General features: G+C 51.8%; 18 protein-coding genes. 1 reads left to right on the forward strand and 17 read right to left on the reverse strand.

All coding sequences use genetic code 11. The features are described from left to right. Positions 1 to 6: 6 nt before the first annotated feature. Positions 7 to 1389 carry a chloride channel protein gene (locus DEV76_RS01060; protein WP_109694220.1) on the forward strand — a complete coding sequence of 461 codons (1383 nt, stop codon included), beginning with the start codon at positions 7 to 9 and terminating at the stop codon, positions 1387 to 1389. A 70-nt stretch (positions 1390 to 1459) separates the two neighbouring features. Here DEV76_RS01060 and DEV76_RS01065 read toward each other — a convergent pair whose 3' ends face one another. The 17 genes from DEV76_RS01065 to DEV76_RS01145 all read right to left on the reverse strand — a co-directional run bounded on the left by DEV76_RS01065 (position 1460) and on the right by DEV76_RS01145 (position 26761). Continuing rightward, complete coding sequence (locus tag DEV76_RS01065) at positions 1460 to 8092, reverse strand: LamG-like jellyroll fold domain-containing protein (protein ID WP_109694222.1); 6633 nt, start codon at positions 8090 to 8092, stop codon at positions 1460 to 1462. Positions 8093 to 8460: 368 nt separating this feature from the next. Beyond that, positions 8461 to 9774 carry an NHL domain-containing protein gene (locus DEV76_RS01070; protein WP_109694224.1) on the reverse strand — a complete coding sequence of 438 codons (1314 nt, stop codon included), beginning with the start codon at positions 9772 to 9774 and terminating at the stop codon, positions 8461 to 8463. A 21-nt stretch (positions 9775 to 9795) separates the two neighbouring features. Beyond that, positions 9796 to 10707, reverse strand: coding sequence for a phosphodiester glycosidase family protein (locus DEV76_RS01075; protein ID WP_109694226.1), 912 nt, complete (start codon positions 10705 to 10707; stop codon positions 9796 to 9798). Positions 10708 to 10728: 21 nt separating this feature from the next. Then, positions 10729 to 12015 (reverse strand): RagB/SusD family nutrient uptake outer membrane protein, encoded by a 1287-nt coding sequence (locus tag DEV76_RS01080; RefSeq protein ID WP_109694228.1) that lies wholly within the window; start codon positions 12013 to 12015, stop codon positions 10729 to 10731. A gap of 18 nt (positions 12016 to 12033) precedes the next feature. Further along, positions 12034 to 15399, reverse strand: a complete 3366-nt coding sequence (locus DEV76_RS01085; RefSeq protein ID WP_198651901.1) for a TonB-dependent receptor — start codon at positions 15397 to 15399, stop codon at positions 12034 to 12036. 104 nt (positions 15400 to 15503) lie between these two features. Next, positions 15504 to 16679 carry a FecR domain-containing protein gene (locus DEV76_RS01090; protein WP_109694232.1) on the reverse strand — a complete coding sequence of 392 codons (1176 nt, stop codon included), beginning with the start codon at positions 16677 to 16679 and terminating at the stop codon, positions 15504 to 15506. A gap of 68 nt (positions 16680 to 16747) precedes the next feature. Then, positions 16748 to 17344 carry a sigma-70 family RNA polymerase sigma factor gene (locus DEV76_RS01095; RefSeq protein ID WP_109694234.1) on the reverse strand — a complete coding sequence of 199 codons (597 nt, stop codon included), beginning with the start codon at positions 17342 to 17344 and terminating at the stop codon, positions 16748 to 16750. Between the two features lie 128 nt (positions 17345 to 17472). Continuing rightward, entirely contained in the window at positions 17473 to 18828 is a 1356-nt protein-coding gene (locus tag DEV76_RS01100) for an AraC family transcriptional regulator ligand-binding domain-containing protein (protein ID WP_109694236.1), read from the reverse strand. Positions 18829 to 19000: 172 nt separating this feature from the next. Beyond that, the gene (locus tag DEV76_RS01105; protein ID WP_109694238.1) at positions 19001 to 19357 is read right to left on the reverse strand and encodes a hypothetical protein; all 357 of its coding nucleotides are present in this window, start codon (positions 19355 to 19357) and stop codon (positions 19001 to 19003) included. Between the two features lie 333 nt (positions 19358 to 19690). Next, positions 19691 to 20800, reverse strand: a complete 1110-nt coding sequence (locus DEV76_RS01110; protein ID WP_109694240.1) for an AAA family ATPase — start codon at positions 20798 to 20800, stop codon at positions 19691 to 19693. Continuing rightward, positions 20781 to 21494, reverse strand: a complete 714-nt coding sequence (locus DEV76_RS01115; protein ID WP_109694242.1) for an RNA ligase family protein — start codon at positions 21492 to 21494, stop codon at positions 20781 to 20783. Before DEV76_RS01115 ends, DEV76_RS01110 begins: the two co-directional genes overlap by 20 nt. Before the next feature lie 296 nt (positions 21495 to 21790). After that, a complete protein-coding gene (locus tag DEV76_RS01120) occupies positions 21791 to 22207 on the reverse strand; it encodes an arsenate reductase ArsC (RefSeq protein ID WP_109695337.1) in 417 nt (138 codons plus the stop codon). Positions 22208 to 22227: 20 nt separating this feature from the next. Then, positions 22228 to 22749 carry a DUF6428 family protein gene (locus DEV76_RS01125; RefSeq protein WP_109694243.1) on the reverse strand — a complete coding sequence of 174 codons (522 nt, stop codon included), beginning with the start codon at positions 22747 to 22749 and terminating at the stop codon, positions 22228 to 22230. Positions 22750 to 22760: 11 nt separating this feature from the next. Further along, positions 22761 to 23843, reverse strand: a complete 1083-nt coding sequence (gene arsB, locus DEV76_RS01130) for an ACR3 family arsenite efflux transporter (RefSeq protein WP_109694245.1) — start codon at positions 23841 to 23843, stop codon at positions 22761 to 22763. A gap of 41 nt (positions 23844 to 23884) precedes the next feature. Beyond that, positions 23885 to 24223: an ArsR/SmtB family transcription factor gene (locus tag DEV76_RS01135; protein ID WP_109694247.1), complete on the reverse strand. Its 339-nt coding sequence runs from the start codon at positions 24221 to 24223 to the stop codon at positions 23885 to 23887. A gap of 121 nt (positions 24224 to 24344) precedes the next feature. Then, the gene (amaB, locus tag DEV76_RS01140; protein ID WP_109694249.1) at positions 24345 to 25868 is read right to left on the reverse strand and encodes an L-piperidine-6-carboxylate dehydrogenase; all 1524 of its coding nucleotides are present in this window, start codon (positions 25866 to 25868) and stop codon (positions 24345 to 24347) included. Beyond that, positions 25865 to 26761, reverse strand: coding sequence for a DUF1338 domain-containing protein (locus DEV76_RS01145; RefSeq protein ID WP_109694251.1), 897 nt, complete (start codon positions 26759 to 26761; stop codon positions 25865 to 25867). The genes amaB and DEV76_RS01145 overlap by 4 nt, the downstream gene beginning before the upstream one ends. Positions 26762 to 26770 lie beyond the last annotated feature (9 nt).

A 26770-nucleotide genomic window follows, 5' to 3' on the forward strand; every position in this document is an offset into this window, starting at 1 on the left:
AGCCGCATGGAAGGCATAGGAAACAAGTTTTACAGGTTTCTCGTAAACCTGGGGAAGCTCCGTATCAGATATACATCCCACCGTAACTTTCTCATACTTATCAGTTTCATTGTAGGCGTGATGGCTGCCCTGGCAGCAGTTGCCCTGAAAGTGTCCGTTTCATTTTTCGAGCACAGGGCCGAGGCTATGAATAACTGGATGGGGAGCAACTGGCTGTCGGCCATCTTCCCCCTCATAGGTACAGGCCTGTCACTTTTAGTACTTACCCGCTTCTTCAAGGGGCGCTTAAGCCGGGGAATAGGGTTTATTATTCAGAACATTGTAGTCAATAAAGGCAGGATCGAGAAGCGTCATACCTACGGCCACATCCTCACAGCGGCCCTCACTACCGGCTTTGGCGGCAGCGTGGGACTGGAAGCTCCCATTGTGGCAACCGGGGCGGCAATAGGTTCCAATACCGGGCGCGACCTGAGGCTATCGTCTAAAGACACCGTGCTGCTGCTGGCATGTGGTACAGCCAGTGGGATTGCAGCGGTGTTTAACAGTCCGTTTGCAGGCATCATTTTCGTTCTCGAAATCTTCCTCCTCGATTTCAGCATCCCTTTTTTCATCCCGCTCCTTATTTCCACCGCCACGGCTACTGTGGTATCGCAGCTCATATATCCGGGCAAATTCATCTTTACTGCCAGTGAAAGCTGGAACGTGCAGGCCATTCCATTCTATATAGCACTTGGTATTGCCTGCGGCATGGTATCCGTATATGTGACAAATATGGTGGAGTGGATCGAAGGATACTTTCATAAGCGGGCCACCACCTGGAAAACCTGGTTGCTGGCCGGCATTCCCTTATGCGGCATCATCTTCCTCCTGCCTGGGTTGTATGGCGAAGGATATTCCACCATTACCCAGCTACTGGCCGGTAATTATACCGCGATCACTTCCCACTCCCTGCTGGCATCGTACAGTGATGAATTATGGGCCGTAGTTTTCATAACCCTGCTGATGATACTTTTTAAAGTAGTGTGCGCCGTGCTCACCATTTGTGCAGGAGGCAACGGCGGGGTATTCGCCCCATCCATGATCACCGGTGGCCTTACAGGCTTTCTGTTTTCCTTTATCGTCAACGAAACCGGTATATACCATCTCAACACCCCCAACTTCATCATTACCGCCATGGCGGGTGTACTGGCCGGGGTGATGCATGCACCGCTTACTGCTATATTCCTGCTGGCGGAAATCTCCGGCGGGTATAAATTGTTTGTACCGCTCATGATTGTAACAGCCATCTCTTACTTCATCACCCGGAAATACGTCAAGTATTCGGTGTACCATAAATCGCTGGTAGAACGTAAGATCCTGAACGACGATCATCTTCCCGATCACTTCTGATCCTTCAATACAAAACAGCCCCCGGCGCAAGGAAGCACCGGGGGCTGTTTATTTTACCAGATAAAAGAGGCTATATCTTCACCACGGTAATGGTGTAGACTTTAACGCCGATGATTACCTGCACATAGTATATGCCGGACGGGCGCCCGGTGATATCGATGCGTTTAACTGACGGTGCCGGGTTTGCGGCAACAATCTCCTGCCAGATCACTGCGCCAGTTGGCGTAATAACACGGAGGGTAGCGTTGGCGGTTAGCTTCGGCAAGGTCGTAAAGAGTACACCGGCCGTGGGGTTCGGGTACACGATAATACCATTGCGAGCAGCTTCGACACCGTTATGTACATCCGTAGCCAGGCCTTTCCTGCGTATGGTAACGGTTACCGGCAGAGAAGTACCGGTGAGGCCGTTGTTATCCGTTGCTACGGCAGTAAGCGTGTGCGTACCAATAGCCGCAGGGCTCCATGTAAACTGATAAGGATACGTGGCCGTTTCCCCTACTTTCACGCTGCCTGCATAGAGCGATACATTACGGACAAGGCCATCTGCATCCTGCGCGGCTACCGTTACTGTGATAGCTCCGCTATCGAGGTAAGCGTAGGCTACAGGACTTGTAATGCTGGCCAGAGGCGCACTGTTGGGTGCTTCTGTAACCAGCCACTGACGGCTGCCGGCTCCGTTGATGCCGGAGAAAATAATACCGCCGTTTTGCTGTGTGGCTCCGATGCCACTGCTCCAGCTGCCACTTCCATTAAAGGCGCGGGTTTGGCCGGTGAAGCTCCGGGTACTATCTGCTCCGGGAAGCATGATAGTGCGGAGGCCTTCCAGCTGCTGTGCAGCACCGTATTGGTGAAGGATCCAGTAAGCGCTACCAGTTACAGTACCAGGCACACTGTCAGGAATAGTATTGAGCCTGCTGGCTGTAATGGTACCTGCCGCACTGTCGAGGCCCAGTGTAATGCTGCCGAAGTCGGTTACTGCGGCGGCGGGCAGCGTTTGGCTGATACCTTTGGCAACAGGAGCCGAAGAGGCTACCGCATCTACCCCGCCCACAATGCTCACGTTGTAGTGATTGGGGCTAAGATCGGTGAGGGAACCATTTTCTGCACCATGGCCCTGGATGTATACTTTCAGTCCGGCTTCCTGACCGGTGAGGGTATGGTGCATGTTTTCGCGCACTTCCTGATCGGTACGGGCAACAGTCCAGATACGGAACTCATCCAAATCCCCATCGATGGTATTGCCATCCGGCGAACCGATGCGGAAAGTACTCCAGGTTTGCGGTAATGCGGATGCTGTGTTAGTACCCATCAAAATACCATCCCTGTATATCCTGGAAGCACCGTTTTTGAAAGTATATGCATAGTGATGCCATTGGCCCGGGTTGGTAAATGCGCCCGGTACAAGGATGCGCGATGCACTGGAGGCACTGATGCCTACATACATAGAGCTGTCGCTGTTCGCATGCGCAAGGAAGCGGCCCCAGCCATTACCTACATACTGGTTGTAGTTACGGGCAGAGTTGGCTTTGATCCACCACTCCACAGTAAACTCCGTAGGTTTCCAGTTCAGATCTTCCACTTCGAGGAAACCATTGCTGCCATTGAAGCGGAATGCTTTACCGGCCAGGGTATCGGCCTGCAGGCCTTTCTGTATGGATACAGCGAACTGTCCGGAAGCGTTCCATGGTGTAGCAGAATCTGGTAGGATATGCATCCTGCCGTTCTGAACGGAAATGTTTGTAGTCTTCAACGCCCATGTACTGCCAAAGTCATTGAACTTACGGCCATAGGCTTTGTGATAATCGCCTGCTGCAACACTATCGATCACCACTGCGGTAAGGCCTGTGTAGTTTTTCTCCGTACCGTAATTGTTCAGTACATAGTAATAACCGCCCACGGTAGCAGGCCGCACACTGGTATCGGGCACTGCCTTCAGGCGGGAGATCACTACTTCGCCATTGGGTACCGTACCTGTTCCGAATTGGAGCTCCACTCCGGGTTGAACAAATGCATGGTTACCGCTTGCGGTAATCTGCTTCGTTTCACTCACACCCTGTGCGGCGGGAACACCAGATCTGCTGCGTACAGGATTACCTGCCAGCTTCACGGGATATGCATTGGCAGAAAGGTCTGCCACGCCGTTCTGGTTATCCTGGAACTGGAGGTACACTTTCAATCCGGCTTCCGCGCCAGTCAATGTATGGTGCATATGCTCACGGATCTGTGTTTGTGTACGGGCTACGCTCCACATGCGGAATTCATCCATCTCTCCGTCTATCGTATTACCATCACCGGAACCGATACGGAAGGAGGCCCATTTGGGGGGATAGGAGGATGCTGTTTTACTGTCTTCCAGCACACCATCACGGTAAAGTTTCGCTTCTCCGTTCCTGAAGGTGTAAGCATAGTGGTGCCAGATGTTCAGCTCTGCCAGTCCCGCCGTGATCTTCATACGGCTGGCGGTATTGTTGGCTACGCCGATATTGAGATTCTTATCACCGTCGGCATGCACGAGGAATGATCCCCATCCATTGCCGATGGATTGATTATAGTTTTTAGTGGAACGGTATTTCGCCCACCATTCGATGGTAAACTCAGTGGGTTGCCAGTTAAGGTTTTCGATGTTGAGGTTATCGCCTGTACCATCGAAGTTCATGGCTTTGCCCGCAGCGGTTTCAACCGCTACGCCTTCCTGCATGGCCCAAACCTGCGCGGCAATACTGTCTCCTTTCAGGAAACGGAATGTGCCTGAGAAGATACCGGCTGCCTGCGGCTTAAAGCGGGCATACACCGTAACCTTGGAAAGGAAACCGTTCTGTGGCACCAGCCCCAGTCCGGAGGAGTAAGCACTATCTGCAAACCGCGATACTTCATAACCTTCCGGCGCCAGCACCTTCACGGTATCGCTGAGGTTAACACCGGAAACGGTCATGGGAATGCCAATGGTATTTGCTCCGGGGCGTACATCATACAACCGCAGCGTATCGTAGTTAACTGATACGAATGAGCTGGTGGTATGAATGGGGAGGAACTGTTCGTAGGCGGTAACGTTGCTAAACCGCAGTTCTCCCGTGAGGTCTGCGCTGGTAGTGGTACCTGCAAAATTCCATTTACCCGTAGACAGCTGGTTGCGGCCCATGAGCAGGATATGACCCGGAACAGTATCTACCGGAGTCATGGCTTTATCGGCCTGCAGCACAGGTTGGAAGCTGAGGTTACCTGTACCATAACGGTGCCCTATCCAGTAACCGGAAGTATATGCCGTAAAGTCTGCCGGCAGGCCTTTGGTGTCATAATTCGCCAGTACAATTTTACTGAAGGAAGCAGGCGCAGCGTTCTGTTGCGTATACACTGCTTTTGCACCGGCTCCTGCAAAGTCGAGGGTACCTGCCAGTTCTGTACCCGTAGCCGTAATGCCTTCCCCGAAAGGATACACTGCCGGTGATTTGGGAACGCTCACCGCCAAAGGCTGCTGCTTCACCAGTTCATAACTTTCGCTTTCCGGATTGTCGAAGTTGGCGTAATATAACAGCCCCGCTTCGTTTCCATTCAGCGGATGGTGCATCATTTTACGCACCTGGTCTGCCGTAAGAGCGGTACTCCATACACTCACCTCATCGAGCGAGCCCTTGAGTCGTTTCCCGTTCCATACACCCAGCTGGAAGGTATTGGTGGTAGTTACCAGTGCTGCGTTCCAGGTAGCCATCAGCGTACCATCGTAGTAGAAGGCCAGCTGCGTACCGTTATAGGTAAGTGCGTAATGGTGCCATTCGCCTTTACTGTCTGGCAGGGTAAAGTCGCGGTTATTGTTCCAGAACTGCGCTCTCCAGGTATTATCTGCCGTGAGGGTTTTGAAAGAGAATTCGGAGTACGTGGCGCCTGTGGAGCCGGACATGAACAGTCCGCCTTCATCAAACACATCCGCTTTGGCCCACATGGCTACCGTGCGGGGCTTGGCACCGTCGATAGCACTGTTGGTTCCGAAGGTGATGGATTGCTCACCATTGAAATCTCCGGCCAAACCGGGCGAAGGCAGGAACTGTGCATCGCTGCTGTAAACGGTTTGTCCGTTCACGGTAGCCCGCAACCTGAAGTGCCACGCCTCTCCGCCGGTAAGTGCTACGGATGCCAGCTCCCGCACCGGAATATCATCTGCCCCGGTAAAGGTACCCGGCACTGCCACCTGCTGGCCATAGGCCGTGGTAGGACCGTATTCAAATACCATGTCCGTGATCGTGAGTCGGTGAGGGTTAACGGTGCCTGCCAGCACCACACTGTCTTTCCGCACACGTAAAGCCGCAGAAGTATGGAGGTATTCACAGCGGAACGTACCTGCCTTTTTTTCTATGGCCATACTGCGCAGGCCCTGTTCACCATTGGCGCCAATAGCTCTAACGGCAAACCATTCTGCCCGCGCACTGTCTGCATGCAGGGTAATCACGGTATCTGCAGTTTGCAGGATGGGTTCCATGTATTGCTGGCCAAGCCGGAACACTTCGTATCCCGAAGTACCGGGCGTGCTGTTCCAGCGGAGCTGCATGGAGGTATCGCATACCCAGTCTATTTTAAAGTTGGCCGGAACGGGGAATATGCTGAAAGCAGCCGAAGTGTCAACCAGGCTTCCGCGTGTTACACGCACCATGTATTTCCCTGCTGCGGAAGGTATCTTCCATTTATAGGCTCTTGCGCTGCCGGTAATGCCCGTGGCGACAGATGACCAGCTGGCGCCATTATCTGCAGAGTAATGCAGATCAAATGGGGTGGCAGATGCATGAGCATCCCAGCGAACATAAATCTCGTTACCGGGGATGAGGGATTCGCCGCCGATGGGGAACGACATGTTCACTTCATCGCGCACGAATTCATAAGTAATATGGTATTCCTGCACACCCTGCGGTACCTGGTAACCGGAGATCTGCACGGTGTATTCACCTGCTGCAGGATCGTCGATGGTTATTTGTTCCGTGTTGTTCAGGTGGTCCGTATTGCGTGTGGGCGGCAGGTTGAGGTTAACCGGGTTGGCCGTGGTATCCAGCACCCAGGGCAGTGTGATGCCGCCACCGGGAGATGCAAGGGTAAGATCGAGATCGTTCACCAATGCCTTAGCCGTGCCTGCCGTGGCTTCATAATCCGCCCAGTGCAGCATTACCCGCACCTGCTTCGTACCTGCAGGTACCTGGATGGCAAAGCTCTTTTGCCCGCCCTGCTGCATGCTGTCGGTAATGAAACCGCGTTGTTTTATCACTTCATAAGCCCTTCTCATATTGGGCCTTCCATATCCGGTTTTAAAGTCGATACCGGGATTGTGGATATCGTCTGCCGTATTAAGCATGATCGCTTTAATGAGTGCCGATTTGAGAGATGTTTCACCCGTCTCGCCTTTAAACGCGTCATACAAAATCGCCATCATACCCGCTACTTTAGGAGCAGCAAAGGAAGTTCCTTCCGAGCCTTCGATAGACAGTTCGGGCTTCACCCTCCCGTCGAAAGCCGGGCCTTTACAGGTCCAGTCGTAGAACACATCTTCGTAGTTGGTGCCGCTTACCACCAGGAGGTTCTTGGCGTGCTTCGCATGCCCGGTGAGGTTGCCCCATCCTGCTATGCCGTTGTATTTTCCGCCATTGGTAACATTGCCACCTGAGTTGCCTGAAGAATAAACGAGCATGAATTCCTGCAGCTGGCGGATGGTTCGGTCGTGGTTTGCCGCTTCACCATTATAGCCTGCGTCTGTCCCCCAACCGTACGACATGTTCACTATGCGCAGTTTGGTGGCAGAATCTGCGTAGGCGGTGTAGTAATCCAGCCCGCCGGTAGAAATGATCCTGGCGCCCCATGCATTGGAACGCAGGGAAGGATCGGTATTACCCGCATGCCCCAGGCGGTTGGCGCAACCCGTGGCATGGCTGCCAGGCCCTTCCGGACCAAGGTTCCTGATATCGAGCCTGCCTGCGAAATCGATATTATCGTTCACCGCATCGCCCTCCTTCACCATGGTAGTAATGCCCTTACCATTGTAGAGCACACCTCCTACGCCACTGTTGATGACGTTAGACCGGCCGAAGTTATTCTGATCAAACTCCGGTTGCGGATCTCCCGCATTGGTACTGATGAACTGGATTTCCTTCTCCGCCACAAGAGCCTGCAGGAGCAGTAACGGTGCTTTCACATGCAGCAGCCTGCTGCCGGGGATTAAGGGCTGTACCTGGGCACCGGATGCTATCAGCCGGTCGCGCAGGGCAGAAATGTTGGTACGTTCGTAGGCTGTAACATCCAGCCTGAGCAAACTGTTTTCCCATGCAGTGGCAGGGATCTGGTTACTGAATAACTCGGGCGACAGTTTAAACTGCGCATCAATCACCATCACCGCCCTTACTTTGAGAGACTGCAGGGATGATGGTGTTACATCTTTCCCGAACCAGGCGTAATACGCATAGTTAGGTAAATACCCCTGCAGCTCAATACCCTTTGCCTTCAGCAGTTGCTGCTCTGCCGGCGAGGGGATGTCATAAAACTGAAGGAGGTAATAGTTCTGGCCAGACCATGGGGCTGTTCTTGCCGATGCCGCTTTGGCAATGTCGGGTGGGGCCTTTCTGCCATTCACATGCAGGATACCGTAATCCTGCCGGGAAGGTGCCGACTGGGCCCACGCCCCTCCATTCATCCATGCGCACAGGATGGTCATGAAGAGTACATGTTTCTTCATCTTCGTTCGATTTTGGTTAAATAAAGGAATGACTGATTTGCTTACCTCGGGTCAACTACGGTTTTGGGCTAATGACACGGATTCTGGTTTTTCATTGCGTAGCATCTATCGTGGTGGAAGAAAAATAGATAATAAGATGCGGGATAAATTGTATGGTAAATCAAAGTTGACAAAAGTATGTCAATCCTGTAGGATATATGTGCAAACACTCATACCCCACTGCCCCACTACTGCCGTGCGCATCATTCAATGCTGGGAAAGACGCATTTACAGCCTTACACTACAATGACAAAGAAGCAAAGATGTTTGAAAATAAAACCGCGCAGATCATATGACCTGCGCGGCTGGCACATAGGATATGGGGAATATTATTTCCGGGAAAGCTTACGGATGGCATGGTTGGCCTGGTCGGCCACGTATAAGTTACCATTACGGTCTATACACACATCTGTAGGCGTATTCAGCTGTGCCCCGGCGCCAAGGCCATCGGTAAAGCCTTTAGCCCCTCCGGCAATGGAAGTCACTTTGCCCTCCGTGGAAATCTTACGGACCTTATGGTTATTCAGGTCTGCAATAAAGATATTCCCGCTGGCATCTGCCGTAATACCGTATGGGTCAGCGAACCGGGCTGCGGCTGCATCGCCGTCGAGGTATCCGGAGGTACCATCGCCTGCGAGTGATGTGGTAACACCTGCCTGCGTTACTTTGCGGACACGGTGGTTGAGCCTGTCTGCAATGAGCAGGTTCCCGTCTTTATCGATCTCCAGGCCGCTGGGGTTGCGGAACTGCGCAGCAGTACCCGTACCGTTGGCAAAACCGGCAGTACCGTTACCGGCAATGGTAGTAACCTGTCCGTCTACAGATATTCTACGAATGCGGTGGTTCAGGTTATCTGCCACAAAAAGGTTCCCGGCAGCGTCTGCCACTATATCAAGCGGCTGGTTAAACTGTGCGGCAGCAGCAGGCCCGTCTGCATATCCTGCAGTTCCTGTTCCTGCAATGGTGGTCACAACTCCGGCCGGGGTTATCTTCCGGATGGCATGGTTATCCCGGTCTGCTACAAAGATGTTTCCCTGAGCATCTTCCACCGCGCGCCATGGCAGGCGGAACCTGGCTGCGGCACCGGTACCTTCTGTATACCCGGCACTATTGGCACCGGCAACGGGTATTACTTCGCCGGCAGGGGTAATACGGCGGATGCGGTTATTGCCACGGTCGGTAACAATCACCGAGCCATCTGCCCCTATAGCTACACCCTGTACGGTGCGGAAGAGCGCAGTGGCAACGGGGCCGTCTATAGATCCTGCCGTTCCAGTACCGGCCAGTGTGGTAACCTGGTATTCTTCCACAGGAGGCAGATAGGTAAACACCCCGCCTGTTGCGGCTCCTTTAGGAGTAGAAAGGGTAACAGGGCCTGTAGTGCCCGCTTCGGGAGATACCACCTGCAGCTCCGTTTCCGATGCTTCAATCACGATACCGGCCTTTCCATTAAACTGAACTTTATTCTCTTCACGCGTGCTGCTGAAGTTTTTACCCTTGATCCGGATGATCATATTGGGATGACCGGAGGACGGATATACGGCAGAAATTGCAGGCGTTACCGGGCGTTCTTCATCATCTTTATCACAACCCGCCACAAAAACCAATGCGGGCATCAATAAGTATAAAAGGATTTTTTTCATGTCTGGCAGAATTTGAAACGGTTAGCGTGAAATGATCATCCAGGCGTTGCCTACGGGGCGGTTGGTACCATCGCTGGGACGGTTACGTACCTGCCACACATTGGCCAGCGGATGTTTGATCATGAAAGTGCTGCTGCCGCCACCGTCTACATTAATAGCGATAGTAGAACCGCAGGCTTTGAGCATATGCCCCAGCTGCGTGATGGTAACACCATTCGAATAATAGAAACTGCGGCCATCCACTACAATGAAGTACATCTTCCCGTTTTCGTTCATGCCGATGCCGGTGCGCGGCTCTACCGACAGATCGGTTTGCGTGAGTATCTGGTTATTGCGCACCAGCATGGGTCCTCCGCCAAGCGCATCTTCCAGATCATTCTGGACGGCCAGGAAATCGGCCCTGTCCCCGATATAAGGCTTGCCATTCTTCAGCACGCCCATAAAGGTGGCGCTGCGTGCATTGGCCCAGGTGGTTTTGAGTACCGTTCCGTCTTTCACATATATTCCACGGGGCTCACCGGTGGTGGTATTGAAGAAGTCTGCATTCACTGCGGCCATTACTTTGTAATCGGGCTTCTCCATGTACTTAGCCATTTCAGGTACTGTTTGCATGGCGTAAGCAGCAGCATTGTATGGCGTACCTGCCTGCAGGAGAATACCGGGGTGGTTTGCATCTACCTCCAGGATGAAGGCACGCATGGAATAACCTTCGCGGCTGAGATAATGAATATCGGTTTCTTTAATACCCGGACTCACTTCAAACAGCGTATCACTGAATACCTGCGCCATTACGCCGGCACTGTCGAGGATGCGTTGGGTAAGCGGACTTTTAATAACTACAGGTGCCTGAGCTGCGGCATCATCTTTACTGCATCCAATCAGCAGCGCATATGCCAGCGTTAAACCCCACACCAGTTTGTATTTATGAAGCATAAAATTATTGTTTCAAGTGGATTAGTAATCGTCGTTTTGTTCCAGGTTTCTGTTCAGTGCCAGTTCGTTCATGGGCAGCGGGTATTTCACTTCGCGGTCCAGCAGGCCCAGGGTGCTTACGGCTTTACCGGTGCGCACCAGATCATGCCAGCGGAAGCCTTCACCCAAAAGTTCCTTCCTTCTTTCCAGCAGCACAGCATCGAGGTAGGCTGCTTCTCCGGATGGATTCACGGGGCCCAATCCTCTGCGGGCACGCAGCTCATTGAGGCGGGTAAGCCCTGCAAGACCACGGCCTTCCGCCGCTATGAGGTACATCTCACCCAATCGCACTACTACAATGGGATCGGTACCGGATTGGCCACTGGGATATTTGTTGATGACACGCAGGCCCTGGAAGGTTTCTACAGACATGGCGGTACGCTTGTCGTCGGCCGTGAACATATCCATGGTTTCCTGGGTAGGACGGTATACATAGCTCCCCTTCACTGCGTGGGCGTAAGTATAAAACAGGGTGCTTACGCGGATGGAGGATTCTATCGTCAGGTTTTTGAATGAGAAAATCTCTTCGGTGTTCTGTTGTGCGCGGAAGATCTTTTCAAAATCATCCAGCTGGAACGAGCCGCTTCCGATCACTTCTTCAGCCAGCGCAGCTGCTTCTGCCTTCTTCCCCTGTGCAAGCTTGGTACGGGCCATGAGGGCTTTGGCAGCAATAGAAGATACCTGGTAGTATTGCCCGGATGCATAAGCCGGCGCCTGATCCATGGCTAATTCCAGTTCTTTTTCCACAAAAGCCCATGTTGCCGCTTCAGAATCGCGCGGTACTTTGGCATTGGTATTTTTCTCCAATACCGGCACACCACCCCAGCGTGTAACAAGGTTGTAATAAATGAGGCCACGGAAGAAATGCGCGATACCCGCGATTTCCCTGTTACGGGCAGTTTCCGGTAAACGGCCAAGGGTTTCGAGCAGGTTATTTACCTGATACAATGCGGAGTAGTAACCATTCCATGCGTTTGCCATAAGACCGTTTTCCGGCCGGAGCACTCCGCTGATGAATGTATTTAGCCCGCCATCGCTGGTAGCGCCGGCGTTAATGAGGTTCCCCCCTACTATGTCGAACGAAATATATGCCTCTGAGCCGGGTGAGTTTTGCATCCTGTTATAAGTTCCTACCAGGAATGCTTCCACATCAGATTCAGACAGGGTATTGGTGGCTACGGCCGAATGCGATTTCACGTCCAGCATTTTGCTGCAGGATGCGGCCAACAGGCTACCCGAAATCAGTGCTGGTATCAATATTCTTTTCATGACAATGTTTGCTTCGGTTTAAAAATGCAGGTTGATCCCGAAATTGAATGAACGCGGCTGCGGCAGTACGAGATTATCTTCGCCAAGGAAACGCGGGTCCAGATCGGAAGACACTTCCGGATCAAGCCCGGAATATCGGGTCCATAAAGCCAGGTTATCGGCCTGCGCATATACCCGTAAACGCTTCACATGTGCGCGCTGCAGCCAGGAGTTTGGCAACTCGTAGCCGAGAGACAAAGTTCTTACCCGGAGGAAAGACCCGTCTTCCAGCCAGCGGGAAGAATTAGCCAGGTTATGTGCCTGATTATAGATTGCACGGGGAACGGTGTTGCTCGTACCAGGACCGGTCCAGCGCTGCTCTGCGATCCGTTTGAAGTTGTTGGTACCGTTCTGCCCCAGTCTCTCCACCATAATCCGCGAGGTGGCATATACATCGGCACCGTAGCTGTAATTGAGGAAAATGGTGAGGTCGAAATTGCGGTAGCGGAAAGTATTGTTCCAGCCGCCGAAGAAGTCGGGATTGGAACTGCCTACCACCTGGCGGTCGTTAATATCGATCACTCCATCGCCATTGATATCGTCGTAATGCACATCACCTGCGCGTACGCCGGTTTTAAACTGCGGCTCAGGCACTTCCTTATCATCCTGGAAAATGCCAACCATTTTATACACCCAGATGCTGCCGATATCCTGCCCTACCTGAAGACCGCGGTTATTACCTACAGACAGCAGGTCTGTATTACCAATAAGGGAAGTGATGCGGTTGCGGATGAAGGATATATTGAAATCAGATTGCCATTGCAGTTCCCCAAACCGGTAGTTCCCACTCACTGCGGCTTCAAAGCCTTTATTGCGCATGGAGCCGATGTTGCTGGTAATGCTTGTAAAACCGGATGTTCCATGGATAGGCATATTATACAGGAGGTTCGTGGTGTTTTTCACGAAGTAGTCCAGCGTAAAGCTGAGCGCTCCTTTCCACAATGCCAGTTCCAGTCCGGCATCGAGCTGATTGGCTTTTTCCCAGGTAAGGGCATCGTTGCCAAAGCCGGTAATAGAGATACCGCTTTTGCCATCGTAGTTATAACCACCACCGGTTAATGCCTGGTAAGCATAGTTACTCACTCCTTCCTGGTTTCCGGTAGAGCCGTAGCTCATACGCACCTTCAGATCCGTACCGGGCTTTGTCCACCAGGGTTCTTTAGATACCTGCCAGCCAGCAGACACGGAAGGGAAATACCCATACCGGTTGTCCGTATGAAAGCGGGAAGAGCCGTCTGTACGAATAGAAGCACCAAAGAGATAACGCTCCTTATACGCGAGGTTTGCACGGCCAAAGTAAGATTCCATGGCATTGCCGAACAGGTTGGTTCCTGCATTATTGATAACGGATGCTGCCGCCAGTACATCAAACGAAGGAGCAGGGAAACCGTTACCATCAATTACGCTGGTAGAAGTCATTACCCGCTGGAAGGAATGCCCGCCCAGCACATCGAGCTTCATCTGTCCGAAAAGCTTGCTGTAAGTGAGGGTATTCTCCAGGAGGATATTGGTCATCCACCGGCGGTTATCTGCTATGCGGCCGTTACCAGTTCCGTAAGGATGTTTGGCATTGTAATACACGTAGTCATTGGTAAGACCAAGGTCTGTACCGAAAGATGTTTTGTAGGTAAGTCCGGGCATGAGGCGCAGTTCTGCAAAAGCATTACCAAGCATGCGGTAGTTCTGGAGCTGGGCCACTTCTTCTTTCAGTATCTGAATAGGGTTGTGATATACGAGGTCGGATGTGCCTCCTACATAATAACTGCCATCCGGTTTATACGGCCGGTCGAAAGGGCGGTGCGGCAGACTGCGGCCCATAACGGTAGAACCGAGGTTGGAACCGGGTACCCTGTTGTTGTCAGAATAACTGAAGCTCAGGTTTACACCCGTACGTAACCAGCTCAGTGGCTCACTGGCAAGGTTGATGCGGCCGGTGTATTTCTTTAGTCCGTTGTGGATAATGGTACCCTGTTGGTTGAGGAAACCGCCGGAAATGTAGTACGTTGTTTTATCATTACCGCCTGAAACGGAGAGGTCCACGTTCTGCGACCAGGCTTTACGCAGTACCAGGTCCATCCAGTCGGTATCCGGCAACCCTGGATAGGGATTGTCGATACCCTGTATAAACTTGCTGTTACCAGGTTCATATCCGTATTGGCGGTTGTAATTATCGATGGCTTCGTTCGCTACTTCGAGGTAAAGCTTCGAATCTGCCATTTTGATTTTGTGGAGGTTCATCACTTCCGATACGCCGGTCCAGGCGTTGAGGCTAAGCTGTCCTGCCCCTTTCCTGCCGCTTTTAGTAGTTATAAGCACCACCCCGTTGGTAGCACGGGAACCATAGATAGCTGCGGAAGCCGCATCTTTCAATACTTCCACCGAGGCAATATCCTGCGGGTTCAATTGAGCAAGCGGGTTCATTCTGCCACCAAAGTTGAACATACCGGCATCATGTGGAATGATGGGCACACCATCGATCACATACAATGGCTCGTTACTGGCGCTCAGTGATCCTGTACCGCGCACACTCACGCGCAGTCCGGCTCCCGGCATCCCGGAAGAGGAAGAAACACTCACACCGGGCATACGGCCCTGCAGCATTTGATCAGGGCCCAGTACAGGGCGGGCGTTCAGCTCATCAGGTTTGAAAGTACTGATGGATCCGGTAAGCTCCGTTTTCTTCTGGGTACCGTATCCCACCACTACTACCTGCTGTATGTTGCGGGTTTCGCGCTGAAGAAAAACCTGAACGGGCTTTTCGTCGGTAGCGGTAACAGACTGGGAAGTATATCCGATAAAAGTGAAAACGAGGGTGACAGGGAGAGAAGTGTTCTGTAAAGCGAACCTGCCATTGGCATCGGTAACCGTACCTCCGGAAGCACCTTTTACCGTAACGGTTACACCGGGCAATGGTTCCCTGCTTTCTGCGTCAGTTACCATGCCTGAGAGCTTAGCGACAGCACGGGCAGGCTCTTCACGGCTCATAAGGATTACGGTTTTGTCTACGATCCGGTACGTGAGGGGAGAGCCATCCAGGCATTTGTCCATCACATCACGGATGGAAGCATTCTGCATCTGAAGGGTAATACGGGTATTGATGCGTGCTAGGTTCTCGTCTTTAAAAATGAACAGGTAATCGCTCTGCTGGCGGATGATTTTGAAAATAGTTTCCAGGCCTGCATCGCGCACCTGCACATTCAGGGGCACGTCTTGCGGACGGGCAGCAGTTGCCGGCAGCCCGGTTGTAAGCGCCAGCATCAGGAGGAGGAGCAGGGCCGGAGAGGCTTTCCGCCTCCGGGATACCACCCCGCCGGGATGCACCGCGGGCTTCATGCGTTTCTTCATAACAAGCTTTGTGTTTTTGTAAGTTCTATGTATGCGTCCGGGCATGGCATGGACAGTCCGGAAGGCGTCCCTTCCTGACTTCCGCTAGCCTGTAATCGTTTCTTTTATCGGGATACTTTCACCGTGCGCCCTTCTACCGTAAAGTGGACGCCTGCGGTTAATTCCAGTATTTTCAGGGCCTGCAACAGATCTTCCTGTTTACGCATAGCTCCTGATACATGAATAAGCTGGTCAAGCCCCGGCTCGTATGCCACATCCACATCATACCACCTTCCCAGATCACGCATAACGGCCGACAGCTCGTCGTTTTTAAATGTGATGATTCCGTTCTTCCAAGCCACCGCACTTTCTGTATCGCCTTCGTATTGTTTCAGTCCGTTTGTCTTTGGGCTATAGGCCGTTTCCTGCCCCGGCTTCAGGGTAATTTGTCCTTTGCTGCTGCTAACCCTCACAGCGCCTTCCAGCAGGGTGGTGGTAAACTGTCTTTCCTCCGGATATGCATTCACATTGAACTTTGTACCCATCACCTGCACCTTCATACCGTCTACCATCACAAAAAACGGGCGCTGTACATCTGCTTCCACTTCAAAATAAGCTTCCCCTGTAAGACTCACCAGCCGCTCACTACCTTCAAACACTACCGGGTATTCCAGTTTGCTGGCGGCATTGAGCCATACTTTCGTGCCGTCGGAAAGGCGTACACGGTATTGCCCGCCACGGGGTGTGATAAGGGTATTATTGCCATTCACCACCGCATCTTCGCCGGATGCATATACCAGCTCGGCATCTTTCTTATGCAGATTTCCCTCTCCGATGCGCCCGTCGGCAGTTTGATCGAGCACTACCGTACGGCCATTGCCGAGAACCAACCGCGCTTTATTACCGCCGGGGGCAATGTTTCCATCCGTTTGCACTGCATTCACTTCAGTATTACCGGCCAGTTGCTGCGTTGCCTGAGGCTGGCGGAGCAAAAGATATCCGCCACCCAGCATCACGGCAATGCCTCCTACAGCAGCTGCTACGCGCCACCAGTTGCGGCGTATGGGTAATACCACTGCTTCGGGAGCCGGCTGCATGCGGGCATGAATACGTTCCAGCAGGTTATTTTGCAGCGCCTGGTCAGGTGCAGGAATATTCCTTTCCCGGAACGCATCCAGCAGCAACGTTTTCATTTCCGTTGCGGGTGTGTGTTCCAGGTAATGCAGCATCCAGCGGCATTCATCATCTGTCCATTCCGGTTTGGCAAGCAGCTCCCGGAGATATGATGTTTGATCCTCCAATGGCAGTCGGGTTTACAGTAAATACGCGGAAAAAGAAAAAAGGGGGGTTCGGGGGAAGATATATTTTTTTATCCCAGCAGGTGGGATATTAAAGGTGCCCCCAGAGCCAGGGCCTGCCATTCAGGCTGGAGCCGTACATACTCCCGTATAAACTGGCTGGCCTTCTGAATATGTTCCTTTACGGTATAGTGGGAAATCTGCAGTTCTGAAGCAGCCTCGGCATAGGTACGCCCCTGCACTTTGCAGAGCAGGAATACTTTTTTACGCTGTGGTGGTAATTGCTCGATCGCTTTCTCCAGCATATCAAGTTGCAGGGAAGTATGATCCCACCCCGGCTCACATGCCATATCGGGCACAGCATCCAGCCCTTCTACCTGCAGCCTTTCCCGCAGATGCTTCCGTAACCAGGAAACAGAACGATTGTAGCTGACCACAAAAAGCCAGTTACCGGCAGGTTGCCCCGCTTTCAGCTGACTGCGTTTTTCCCAGAGGCGGATGAATACTTCCTGCACAATATCCTGCGCAGCCTCAGGCTCACGCACCAGGCGGCAGATATTGGCGTATACAGACGGGAAATATACACGGTACAAAGCATCGAAAGCTTCGGTACTGTCATTACGCAAGGCGTCTACCCATAATATTTCATCAGATTCCTTCCAGGTCATGCGGTACCCCTGTTTAAACAAAAAAAGATGCCGGTACGTGGTTCCGGAGCGGCGCGCAAATTTTAATCTTTTGGTTGAACGGTCATAAGACCTGCCGGCAAATTAATAATAAAATAATACAAATGAAATTACTCCCGCACGAGCTGCGGCTGAATGGCAGGAAGGGCTACTACCACGGCTGTACCACGCCCCTGGCTGCTGTCCCATTCAATGGTGCCTCCGAGGCCGTGAACGTTCTGACGGAGAATATCCAGCCCGGAACCTGGGCGCAGTCTGTCTTCCCGGAAGCCTATGCCATCATCTTCAATGGTAAGGTTAATATCGGCCCCGTCAAACTGGAGCTGCACAATGATGCTGCCTGCCTGTGCATGCTTCACCGCGTTCTGCAGGAGTTCCTGGGCAATGCGGTATACGGTAAGCTCAGCACCCGGCTCAAAGCGGAATGGCTGGCCAAAACTGTAAAAGCTGATCTGTGCGGGTACACAGGGGGAAAGATTACGGCAATGGGTTTCCAGCGCTTCGCTTAGCCCGTAATGCTGGAGCGTTTCCGGCATAAGGCTGTGAGCAGTTTTACGCACTTCGCGGGTAGCTTCGTCCAGCAGGAAAAGCGTTTGCTGGAACTCGGGCAGGTTCAGCTGGGGAAGTTGCCCCTGCAGGGCACTAAGATGCAGCCGCACTGCCGCCAGTGTGCCACACACCCCATCGTGCAGGCTCCTTGCAATACGGCTCCGCTCCTTCTCTTCCACGTTCATGATAAGCAACGCCTTTTGAAGATCGTTACTGCTCCATGGCCCCATCTCCATACCGGCATCTGCACCGGCTTCCAATGCCTTCAGCAATACGGGATTGTAAAATAAATTCGGAATATCCGGGTCGGTAGGTAAGTAAATAAGCTGGGTATGCTCCTGCCCTCCTTTAACCGTACAATTAAATATCGTAATGTAATGTTCTGTTTCTGCAGGGGTAAGCGGCCAGGAAAAATGCACCTCAAAGGGGTACAAGTCCAGCTGCGCGGCGTAGCGTGTGCCATGCATGCAGTACGACATGGCCAGTTCAATGAACTGCCGGGTAACAAAACCATCGGCAGGCCCATGGTGCCGTGGAGACATTACCACCCTAGACTGTTCAGCTTCTTCATAGAAAGTATAGTCGAATACCGTATGCAGCAAAGGAAGATAGCGCTGTATGCGGTGCATGCCTTCCCGCATGTTTTTACTGTAACGATATAACTGGCCCACGATACCCAAGGCATCGAGGTTGGAGATATTACCGATATGGAGGCCAATATGGGGATCACCGGAAATCTTCACCGAAGCTTCAAAGAAACGTGACAGCATTTGCAGGGAAACGGGAGACTGGAACACCTCGAGTGATTCGGGGTCCATATCGGCAGCCTGAAGAATTTCATCAACAGGCCATCCCAGCTTCTCACAGTAAATGAGGAGAATTTTAAGCGCCTCCACAGTAGTTACCGGCGTTTCCATGCATTGATCGGTTTGGGACTATTTACTTATCTGGTTATGCTGCAGGGTTAAAAGTAAACAAATTCAGCACCGCCACCAAGCCTGCCGCTACATAATACCACCGCCCATAGAAAAAGCCAGCGGCCCGGAAGAGGTGTACTTCCGGGCCGCTGGCAATAATCAGAATGGCGTATTAAAACTTATCGAGCGACTGCAGTACGGTATAAGATGAACCCGCACAGCGCACTACTTTGTATCCTGTCTCATTTTCGAGGGTTATGATGTAAGTAGTGTTTCCTTCAGCTTCAAACTCACGAACGAGCCGGATCTGGTGATCAGGGCATTTCTTCATCAGTTTCTTAACAACAGGCAGGGGTAATGCTGCATCGGAAACATATTTGGAAGTAGCCAGCAGGTTGCCGGACTCATCATAATGTTTCTTAACTGCGCTAAGGCTTACGGAGGCCCTGTACATCATATCGGCAACCGGTGCAGCTGCAGCGTTCAGGGAAATAATGGCGGTGGCGAAGAGTGCGATAATAGTTTTCATGTTAGTAATGTTTTTATGTGGTAAACGTTGTTGTTTGTTTGATGATTCAAAAGTATAAACGGTTGCTCACATGCTAAAACGAATAGTTATCGGCGGATGAACGGCAAATCAAAACCGGAATAGTGTCCGCTTTTGTACAGATCGGACATTCACCTTACCCCCCGTCAAACCCTTACCCCATAAGTATTTCCACGAAAAAGCCCGTCCATTGGACGGGCTTCAGCTACTTAAAGCCTTATAAATCATCATCGGGCTAACCGGTTTTGGGAGAACGGTGGATTCTAAAAGCGGACATTTTTTCTCAAAAACGGACATTTTAAGGCAGCTTTTATCCTATTTATCGGCAATCCACATCACTTCATGCGCCTCCCAGGCAGCTGGAACTTCCAGCTTCGAAAGGAGCTTTTCCAGTACCGGTGCCGGCACCACGGCCTCCCGGCTACAGTTTTGCCGGAATAACCGGCGATAAGGCACTTCTATATATACAATCTTCACCTGTGCACGGTAGCTGTAAAAGAGATCCATCAACTGCATGCGCATCTGGCGGGTAGTGTTCGTTGCATTCCATACGAAGCCTAAACCCTGCCGCAAGTATTCCCGCGCACGTTCTTTAGCAGCCTGGATCACCTGTCCGTTCCCCGATGAGTCTGTGGGTGAAACATCCATTTCTTCCCGGATTCCATCCAATGAAATAAGCGGCAGCCCAGGGAAGTGCTTTTTGATGTACGTGTCTTTTCCGGCACCGGGCAATCCGCTCATAAGGATCACTTCCGTTCCCGGAGTATCAAAGGGTATATAATCAGGATGGGCATTTTCCCTTTGCAGATAATACATCCGGGCGCGGGCGGATGCAAATGGTCTTGGAGTGCCCCAGCATTGCTGTTCCTGGCAGAAAGCCTCGAAGCAATCAATACGGTAGAGCAGCTCATCCCGGTCGCTGCATATACGGCCCATCGCATCCGCACGGGCAAGCATAGCCAGCATGCGGGTATCTGCTTCCATGCTAACCTTCACCAGTTCTCTGACGGGATCCTGACGTTCCAATACCCAAAGAGGAAAGCCATGGTAGCGTACCAGCGCCGTTATCTGTTCCCGGATAGCGAATGGCGCAGGGATTTCTGCATACAGGATGCGCCTGGCCGTAAGGGCACCCTTCCGGGCATGCCCCGGCGAAGCAATGCTGCCATTAATTTCCGTTACCGTAGTGCTGCGCTTTTCCACATCATGTAGTAGCGCAGCAGCCCAAAGCACTTCCTGTTCTTCTGCCGGTAAAGATTTATAATTACTATCTCCAGATAAAGCTTCCAATACCATGCGGGTATGCACAGCCACGTTGCCTTCTGCGTGATGTATGGGATCTTGCGGGGTTTCCGCCATGTCACGTACCCAGTCATACGACTGTTCGAGATGATCCCATGATTTATTATTGGTGAGTGTCCACATATGGGCCTCCTTCTTGTTTTAAGCGGGCGCGCTTCCAGTTCCGTGTCCAGTGTACGCTGGTTTGCACATGCCCTTTTCTTACATATTTAAACACATTCTCTGAAAAATCACTGACAGCGTATCCGTTTGCATTACGTGTTACAATGCCCTCCATGGTTACAGGGTTTCCCGTGGCGGCATCATGCGGCGCCAATGCTCCGGGACCGCCTGCTGCATGAATAAGCGCCTTTTCGTAAGCAATACTGTCTTCAGTTAATACAGGCAGCTGAATTTCAGGCACCACCGGCAGATCGAGCAGGCGGGCATAAAACTTCGTTTCCTCCCAGCTAAGCCACTGCTCGTTTTCCCTTACAGCGAAAACATAGAAGTGATGATCGAGTTGCCGGTATTCGATGGAATGGATGGCATAGAGATTCTCCAGAAAAATCTCCAGTGTACCTAAGTCGTTTTTTATCATTTGCCAGAACCGGCGGAGGCTTTCCGTCCAGGGCGATACCGTGGGAGCGGCATGCGAACGGGCGAAAACACCGTAGCGGGAAAGACAATTGTTTTCACCATCCAGCTTTTCGGTATGTACCAATGCAGGTATCTGTGCCAGGTGCTGCCAGTAATCGTATTTGATTCGATCGTCACTGGAAGTTCCGGGGGAGAACGGATAGTGATAGGTACGGCCGTATTTATTTGAAATAGCCATGTTATGCAGGTATTAGTTCAACAAATAGAATTCCGGGCGCCCGCAGAAGGGGCACCGTATCAAGGATTAATATGTTGAAGCAATTACATGGCGCAAGGCTTGTCGTGTTTGCGTATAAGTTGCAAAGGTAGGGATATTCCTGCAGGGTTAAATTGCGTTCGTCAATTAAGCGGAGTACTCGTCAGATCATGTATGAATGGATATATATAAATAGAAAGCGGGCAAAGTTTACCGGAGGAAGCATGGCTCCCGGCCAGATTACTTTGTCCGCCTTTTAATAACAACTTTCAATTCAATCACCCCAACCGGGCATCCACGAACTTGCGGCAATAGTCTTTAATAATCTCCCGCACTTCCCGGAATTGAGCATTTATCTCTTCTTCCGTTCCTTTTGCCTTGGCAGGGTCCGGAAAATTCTCGTGGAACTGTTGCGCCTGAGAAGGGAATACCGGGCACCTTTCCTTTGCATGGTCACACACTGTGATCACATAATCAAAACTGATCCCGGCATATTCGCTGACGTTGTTGGAAGTGTGCGCCGATATATCGATACCGTCTTCCGCCATTGTGGCGATGGCCCTGGGATTAACACCATGCGTTTCCACGCCGGCACTGTATATCTCCGCCTTTTGCCCGGCAAAGTGTTTCAGATAACCTTCGGCGATCTGGCTGCGGCAACTGTTTCCGGTACAGAGCACTAAAATTTTCTTCATATAGTTTGTAGGTTTTAAGATCAGCAGCAGCCTCCGCCCGGAGTGCAGCAAGCATCCGCGGAAGTGATTACCTGTAAAGAAGAGGGTTCCGGTTTGCCACAGGAATCGCCACGGTTCAGGGCCTTGCATTGGGTAGCATCAGCCCGGAGATCTACCACCAGGTTTTCACCGGTAACCTCTATAGCTGCCGGAAGCATCTGGCGGGTATCGAATACGCTGTTCCCGAATTCTATCTTCACGATTGCCTGCGCATTCAATGCTAATTTACTTTCAACAAGGTGAAAGATCTTCATGGCTTTAGACACGTTCATGGCCCGGTCTGCTTCTGATGCCGAGGGTTCCCAAAGCTGTACCACTACTTCCGTCCAGGCGTTCATTACGCCACCGCAATCAACAGAGGTAATGGGAGCCTGTTTCACTTCGGTGATGTGGTAAGAAGGCGATACCCACTGCGCATCTGCATACTGGAATTGGAGTACATGCTCCGGATGTTGTTCGAGCGCGGCTTTAAAGGCGCCCCAGGTCATATTTTGATGATTCATGTTATATGTATTTATGAAGTTGGTAATGAAGTTGTATGATACCAGCGCTTGCGCAGCCAATAAGCCACATGCACCAATGCGATCAGGGCGGGTACTTCCACGAGCGGTCCAATCACTCCTGCGAAAGCCTGACCTGAATGGATACCGAATACGCCTATGGCTACAGCGATCGCCAGTTCGAAGTTGTTGCCCGCAGCAGTAAAGGAAATAGCGGCATTCTGCCCGTAATCCGCACCAAGCTTTTTGCCCATAGCGAAACTAACCAGGAACATCAGGGCAAAATAAATTGCCAGCGGTATGGCGATCCGCACCACATCCAGCGGTATCTGAACTATGAGCGCGCCTTTCAGGCTAAACATTACAACGATGGTAAAGAGCAATGCTATCAGTGTAACCGGACTAATAACCGGTAAAAACTTCTTAGTATACCACTGCTCCCCTTTCCAGCGTACGAGTATGAGCCTGCTGAGGAAACCCAATGCGAACGGAATCCCCAGGTAAATGGCTACACTCTCCGCAATCTGGCCCATGGTGATATCTACCGCCAGTCCTTTCAGGCCCAGCAGCGGTGGTAATACCGCAATAAACAACCAGGCATACACACTATACAGCAGCACCTGGAAAATGCTGTTAAGGGCTACCAGTCCGGCTGCATACTCCCGGTTACCTCCTGCCAGTTCGTTCCAGACAATAACCATGGCTATGCAACGGGCCAGACCTATCAGGATAAGACCTGTCATATATTCCGGCTGATCGTGCAGGAAAGTAACCGCCAGTACAAACATCAGCAGCGGCCCCACTACCCAGTTGAGCAACAGGGAAGCCCCGAGAATTCGGGTGTTGCGGAATACTTCGCCAAGGTTACTATAGTTCACTTTGGCCAGCGGCGGGTACATCATAAGGATGAGGCCCGCAGCCAGCGGGATGTTGGTAGCACCGGAGGAATATTCACCCAGCTGCTCCGCGGCGGAAGGGAATAAATGCCCCAGCAGTACGCCCAATGCCATGGCTGCAAAGATCCAGGCAGTGAGGTAACGGTCAAGGAAACCGAGGCGCCCCGGCTTTTCAGGTAAAACGTTATTATTTTTCAACATTGTAATATTGCATTATTACGATAAATGAGTACAAAAAAATATTAACTACAGCAGGAGGTGTTGCTATCCAGGTTTACATCAGTGAAAAAGCCTGCGAACTGCTCACGGAACTTCTTCCAGTTACCGGGGTGGATGCAATAGCAAACACTCGTCCCTTCCACCGTCCCCTGAATGAGACCGGCGGTTTTTAGTTCTTTCAGATGTTGTGAAATAGTAGCCTGTGCCAGCCCCAGTTCATCCACCAGGTCGCCACAGATACAGGAATTCGCTTTTTTCAGGTGCTGCAAAATGGCAATACGCGCCGGATGCGCGATAGCCTTGGCCATATTGGCCAGCCCGTTTTGCTGCTTGCTGAATAAATCTGACCGGGTGATGCCCATACGAGTTCCTTTATTGCAATATTACGATAAAGATAATTTACCGGGCAAATTATTTTTCCATCCCCTGAAATGAAAAAGCCCGCATCCGGGAGGATGCAGGCCGTTTCTTGCATATTTACACCTATAAATCGAATTTTATCCCCTGCGCCAGCGGTAAACGGTTACCATAGTTGATGGTATTGGTTTGCCTGCGCATGTAAGCTTTCCATGCATCGCTGCCGCTTTCACGGCCACCGCCGGTTTCCTTCTCTCCGCCAAAGGCGCCGCCGATCTCTGCACCGCTGGTACCGATATTAACGTTGGCAATTCCACAGTCGCTCCCGGCTGCGGAAAGGAATAATTCCGCTTCCCGGAGGTTGAGGGTCATAATAGCGGAGGAGAGCCCCTGCGGCACGTTGTTCTGAATGGCTATAGCTTCGTCCAGCGTGGCGTAAGGCATGATGTATAAGATGGGGGCGAATGTTTCCGTTTGTACGATCGGGAAACCCGGCTCCACTTCTGCGATACAGGGCTTCACATAACAACCGCTCTCATAGCCCGGTCCTTCCAGCACACCGCCATCCACTACAAACCTGCCTCCCTGTGCCTTACATGCCGCTATGGCCTGTAAATATGCCTCCACAGCACCTTTATCGATCAGGGGGCCTACATGGTTCTGCTCATCGAGCGGATTGCCGATTCGCAACTGACCATAAGCCTTCTTAAGTTTATCCCGGAAGCGTTCGTAAACTTCTTTATGGATGATGAGCCTCCTCGTAGTGGTACACCGTTGCCCGGCAGTACCTGCCGCACCGAAAACTGTACCTACCAGCGCCATTTCCAGGTCCGCATCTTTAGAAATGATAACGGCATTATTGCCGCCCAGTTCCAGCAAACTGCGCCCGAAGCGTGCTGCCACTGCAGTAGCTACCGATTGCCCCATCCGCGAAGAGCCTGTGGCAGATACCAATGGCACCCGTACATCTTCCGCGAGCCAGGCACCTATTTCCCGGCCACCTGTTACGAGGCAGCTTACCCCTTCCGGCACATCGTTCTTCGCAAATACTTCTGCAGCTATCTGCTGGCAGGCTACGGCAGAAAGTGGCGCTTTCTCACTGGGCTTCCAAACACAAACGTTACCACACACCCAGGCTATCATGGCATTCCAGCTCCATACGGCCACCGGAAAATTGAAGGCAGATATTACTCCCACAATCCCCAGCGGATGCCATTGCTCATACATCCGGTGCTGTGGCCTTTCGCTGTGCATGGTGAGGCCATACAACTGGCGGCTCAGCCCTACTGCGAAATCACAGATATCGATCATCTCCTGCACTTCACCCAATCCTTCCTGCAGGCTTTTACCCATTTCATAACTCACCAGCATCCCCAATGCCTGCTTCTTCTCCCGCAATGCATCTCCTATCTGCCTTACCACTTCACCACGGCGGGGAGCCGGCACCTGCCTCCATTGTTTAAATGCTGCTTCCGCCGATTTTATCACCTGCTCATATTCTGCCCGCGATGCACTGGCTACTGAGGCTATCAGCTTCCCGTCTACCGGAGAATGGGATGCGAAGTTTGCTCCTTCACCGGTAAGGCGGCGCGAGCCGGTACTTACCCCTGATTGTTCCGTCAGGATGCCTGTTTCCTGTAAAAAGTTCATGAATGTTTATTGGTTTGTGAAGAATAGGTACTCTCGAATATCCGGTTGGCATTGGCTGCCTCAAAACCCTCACGGCGGTGTGCCCTAGTTATTTCTCCGGAAGCCAGATGTGCAAATTCCGGCAGCACCCGGCGCTCTGCAAATTCCACATACGATCCGGAGATCCGCTGCTGCTCCCCTCCGGCAAAGTCTGCCTCAATCATGCCCGCTACGGTAGAACTTTGCAGGAGCAGCCCATCCGGACTTTCCTTAAACTTCCCTCCGGAATCGTTGAGCACAAGCCCTTTCCTTTCCAGGAAATCATTGAACTGCCGGATCTCATTATATCCTTCCGGCAGGTTATGTACACTGATGGTGAAGTGATTCAGGTAATAGCGGTTGTAAATAGCCCAGGAGGCGTATTCACTTTCTGCTGCCAGCGCCCTGAAGTCTTCCAGCGAAGGCAGACGCCATAAGCCGCTGTGCAGGAAATTATCCACTGCGGCGGCATCATTCAGATCCAGCATAGTTACCGGGTCCGATTTCACTTCACTGGTATAGCTGAGGATGATACGCTGCGCTTCGGCCGATAGATCTTTTACCCGCAACTCACTGATGAAGATCCTGGGAAGTGAAGGATGGGGTGGTGCATACCAGTATGCATCCAGTTTCTTTTCCGCGAAATGGTAATAATCCTTCCGGATGTAACCATGGTGGAGGAATATCTTTTCAAGTGAGGCAATGCCCAGTTCAGGCACGCCCATCGTCCTGAAGGCGATATGGTCGTTCTCTATTTCTTCGCCCTGGCGGATAAGTCCCTCCGCGATCATGGCGGAGATCACTTTATCCACATCCGGAACACGTTCTTTATACCGGCGCATCAGTCCGTCGAGGATGCGTTGCAGTGTTTGCATCAGTAATGA

The organism is Chitinophaga deserti (assembly GCF_003149455.1).
Classification (GTDB): domain Bacteria; phylum Bacteroidota; class Bacteroidia; order Chitinophagales; family Chitinophagaceae; genus Chitinophaga; species Chitinophaga deserti.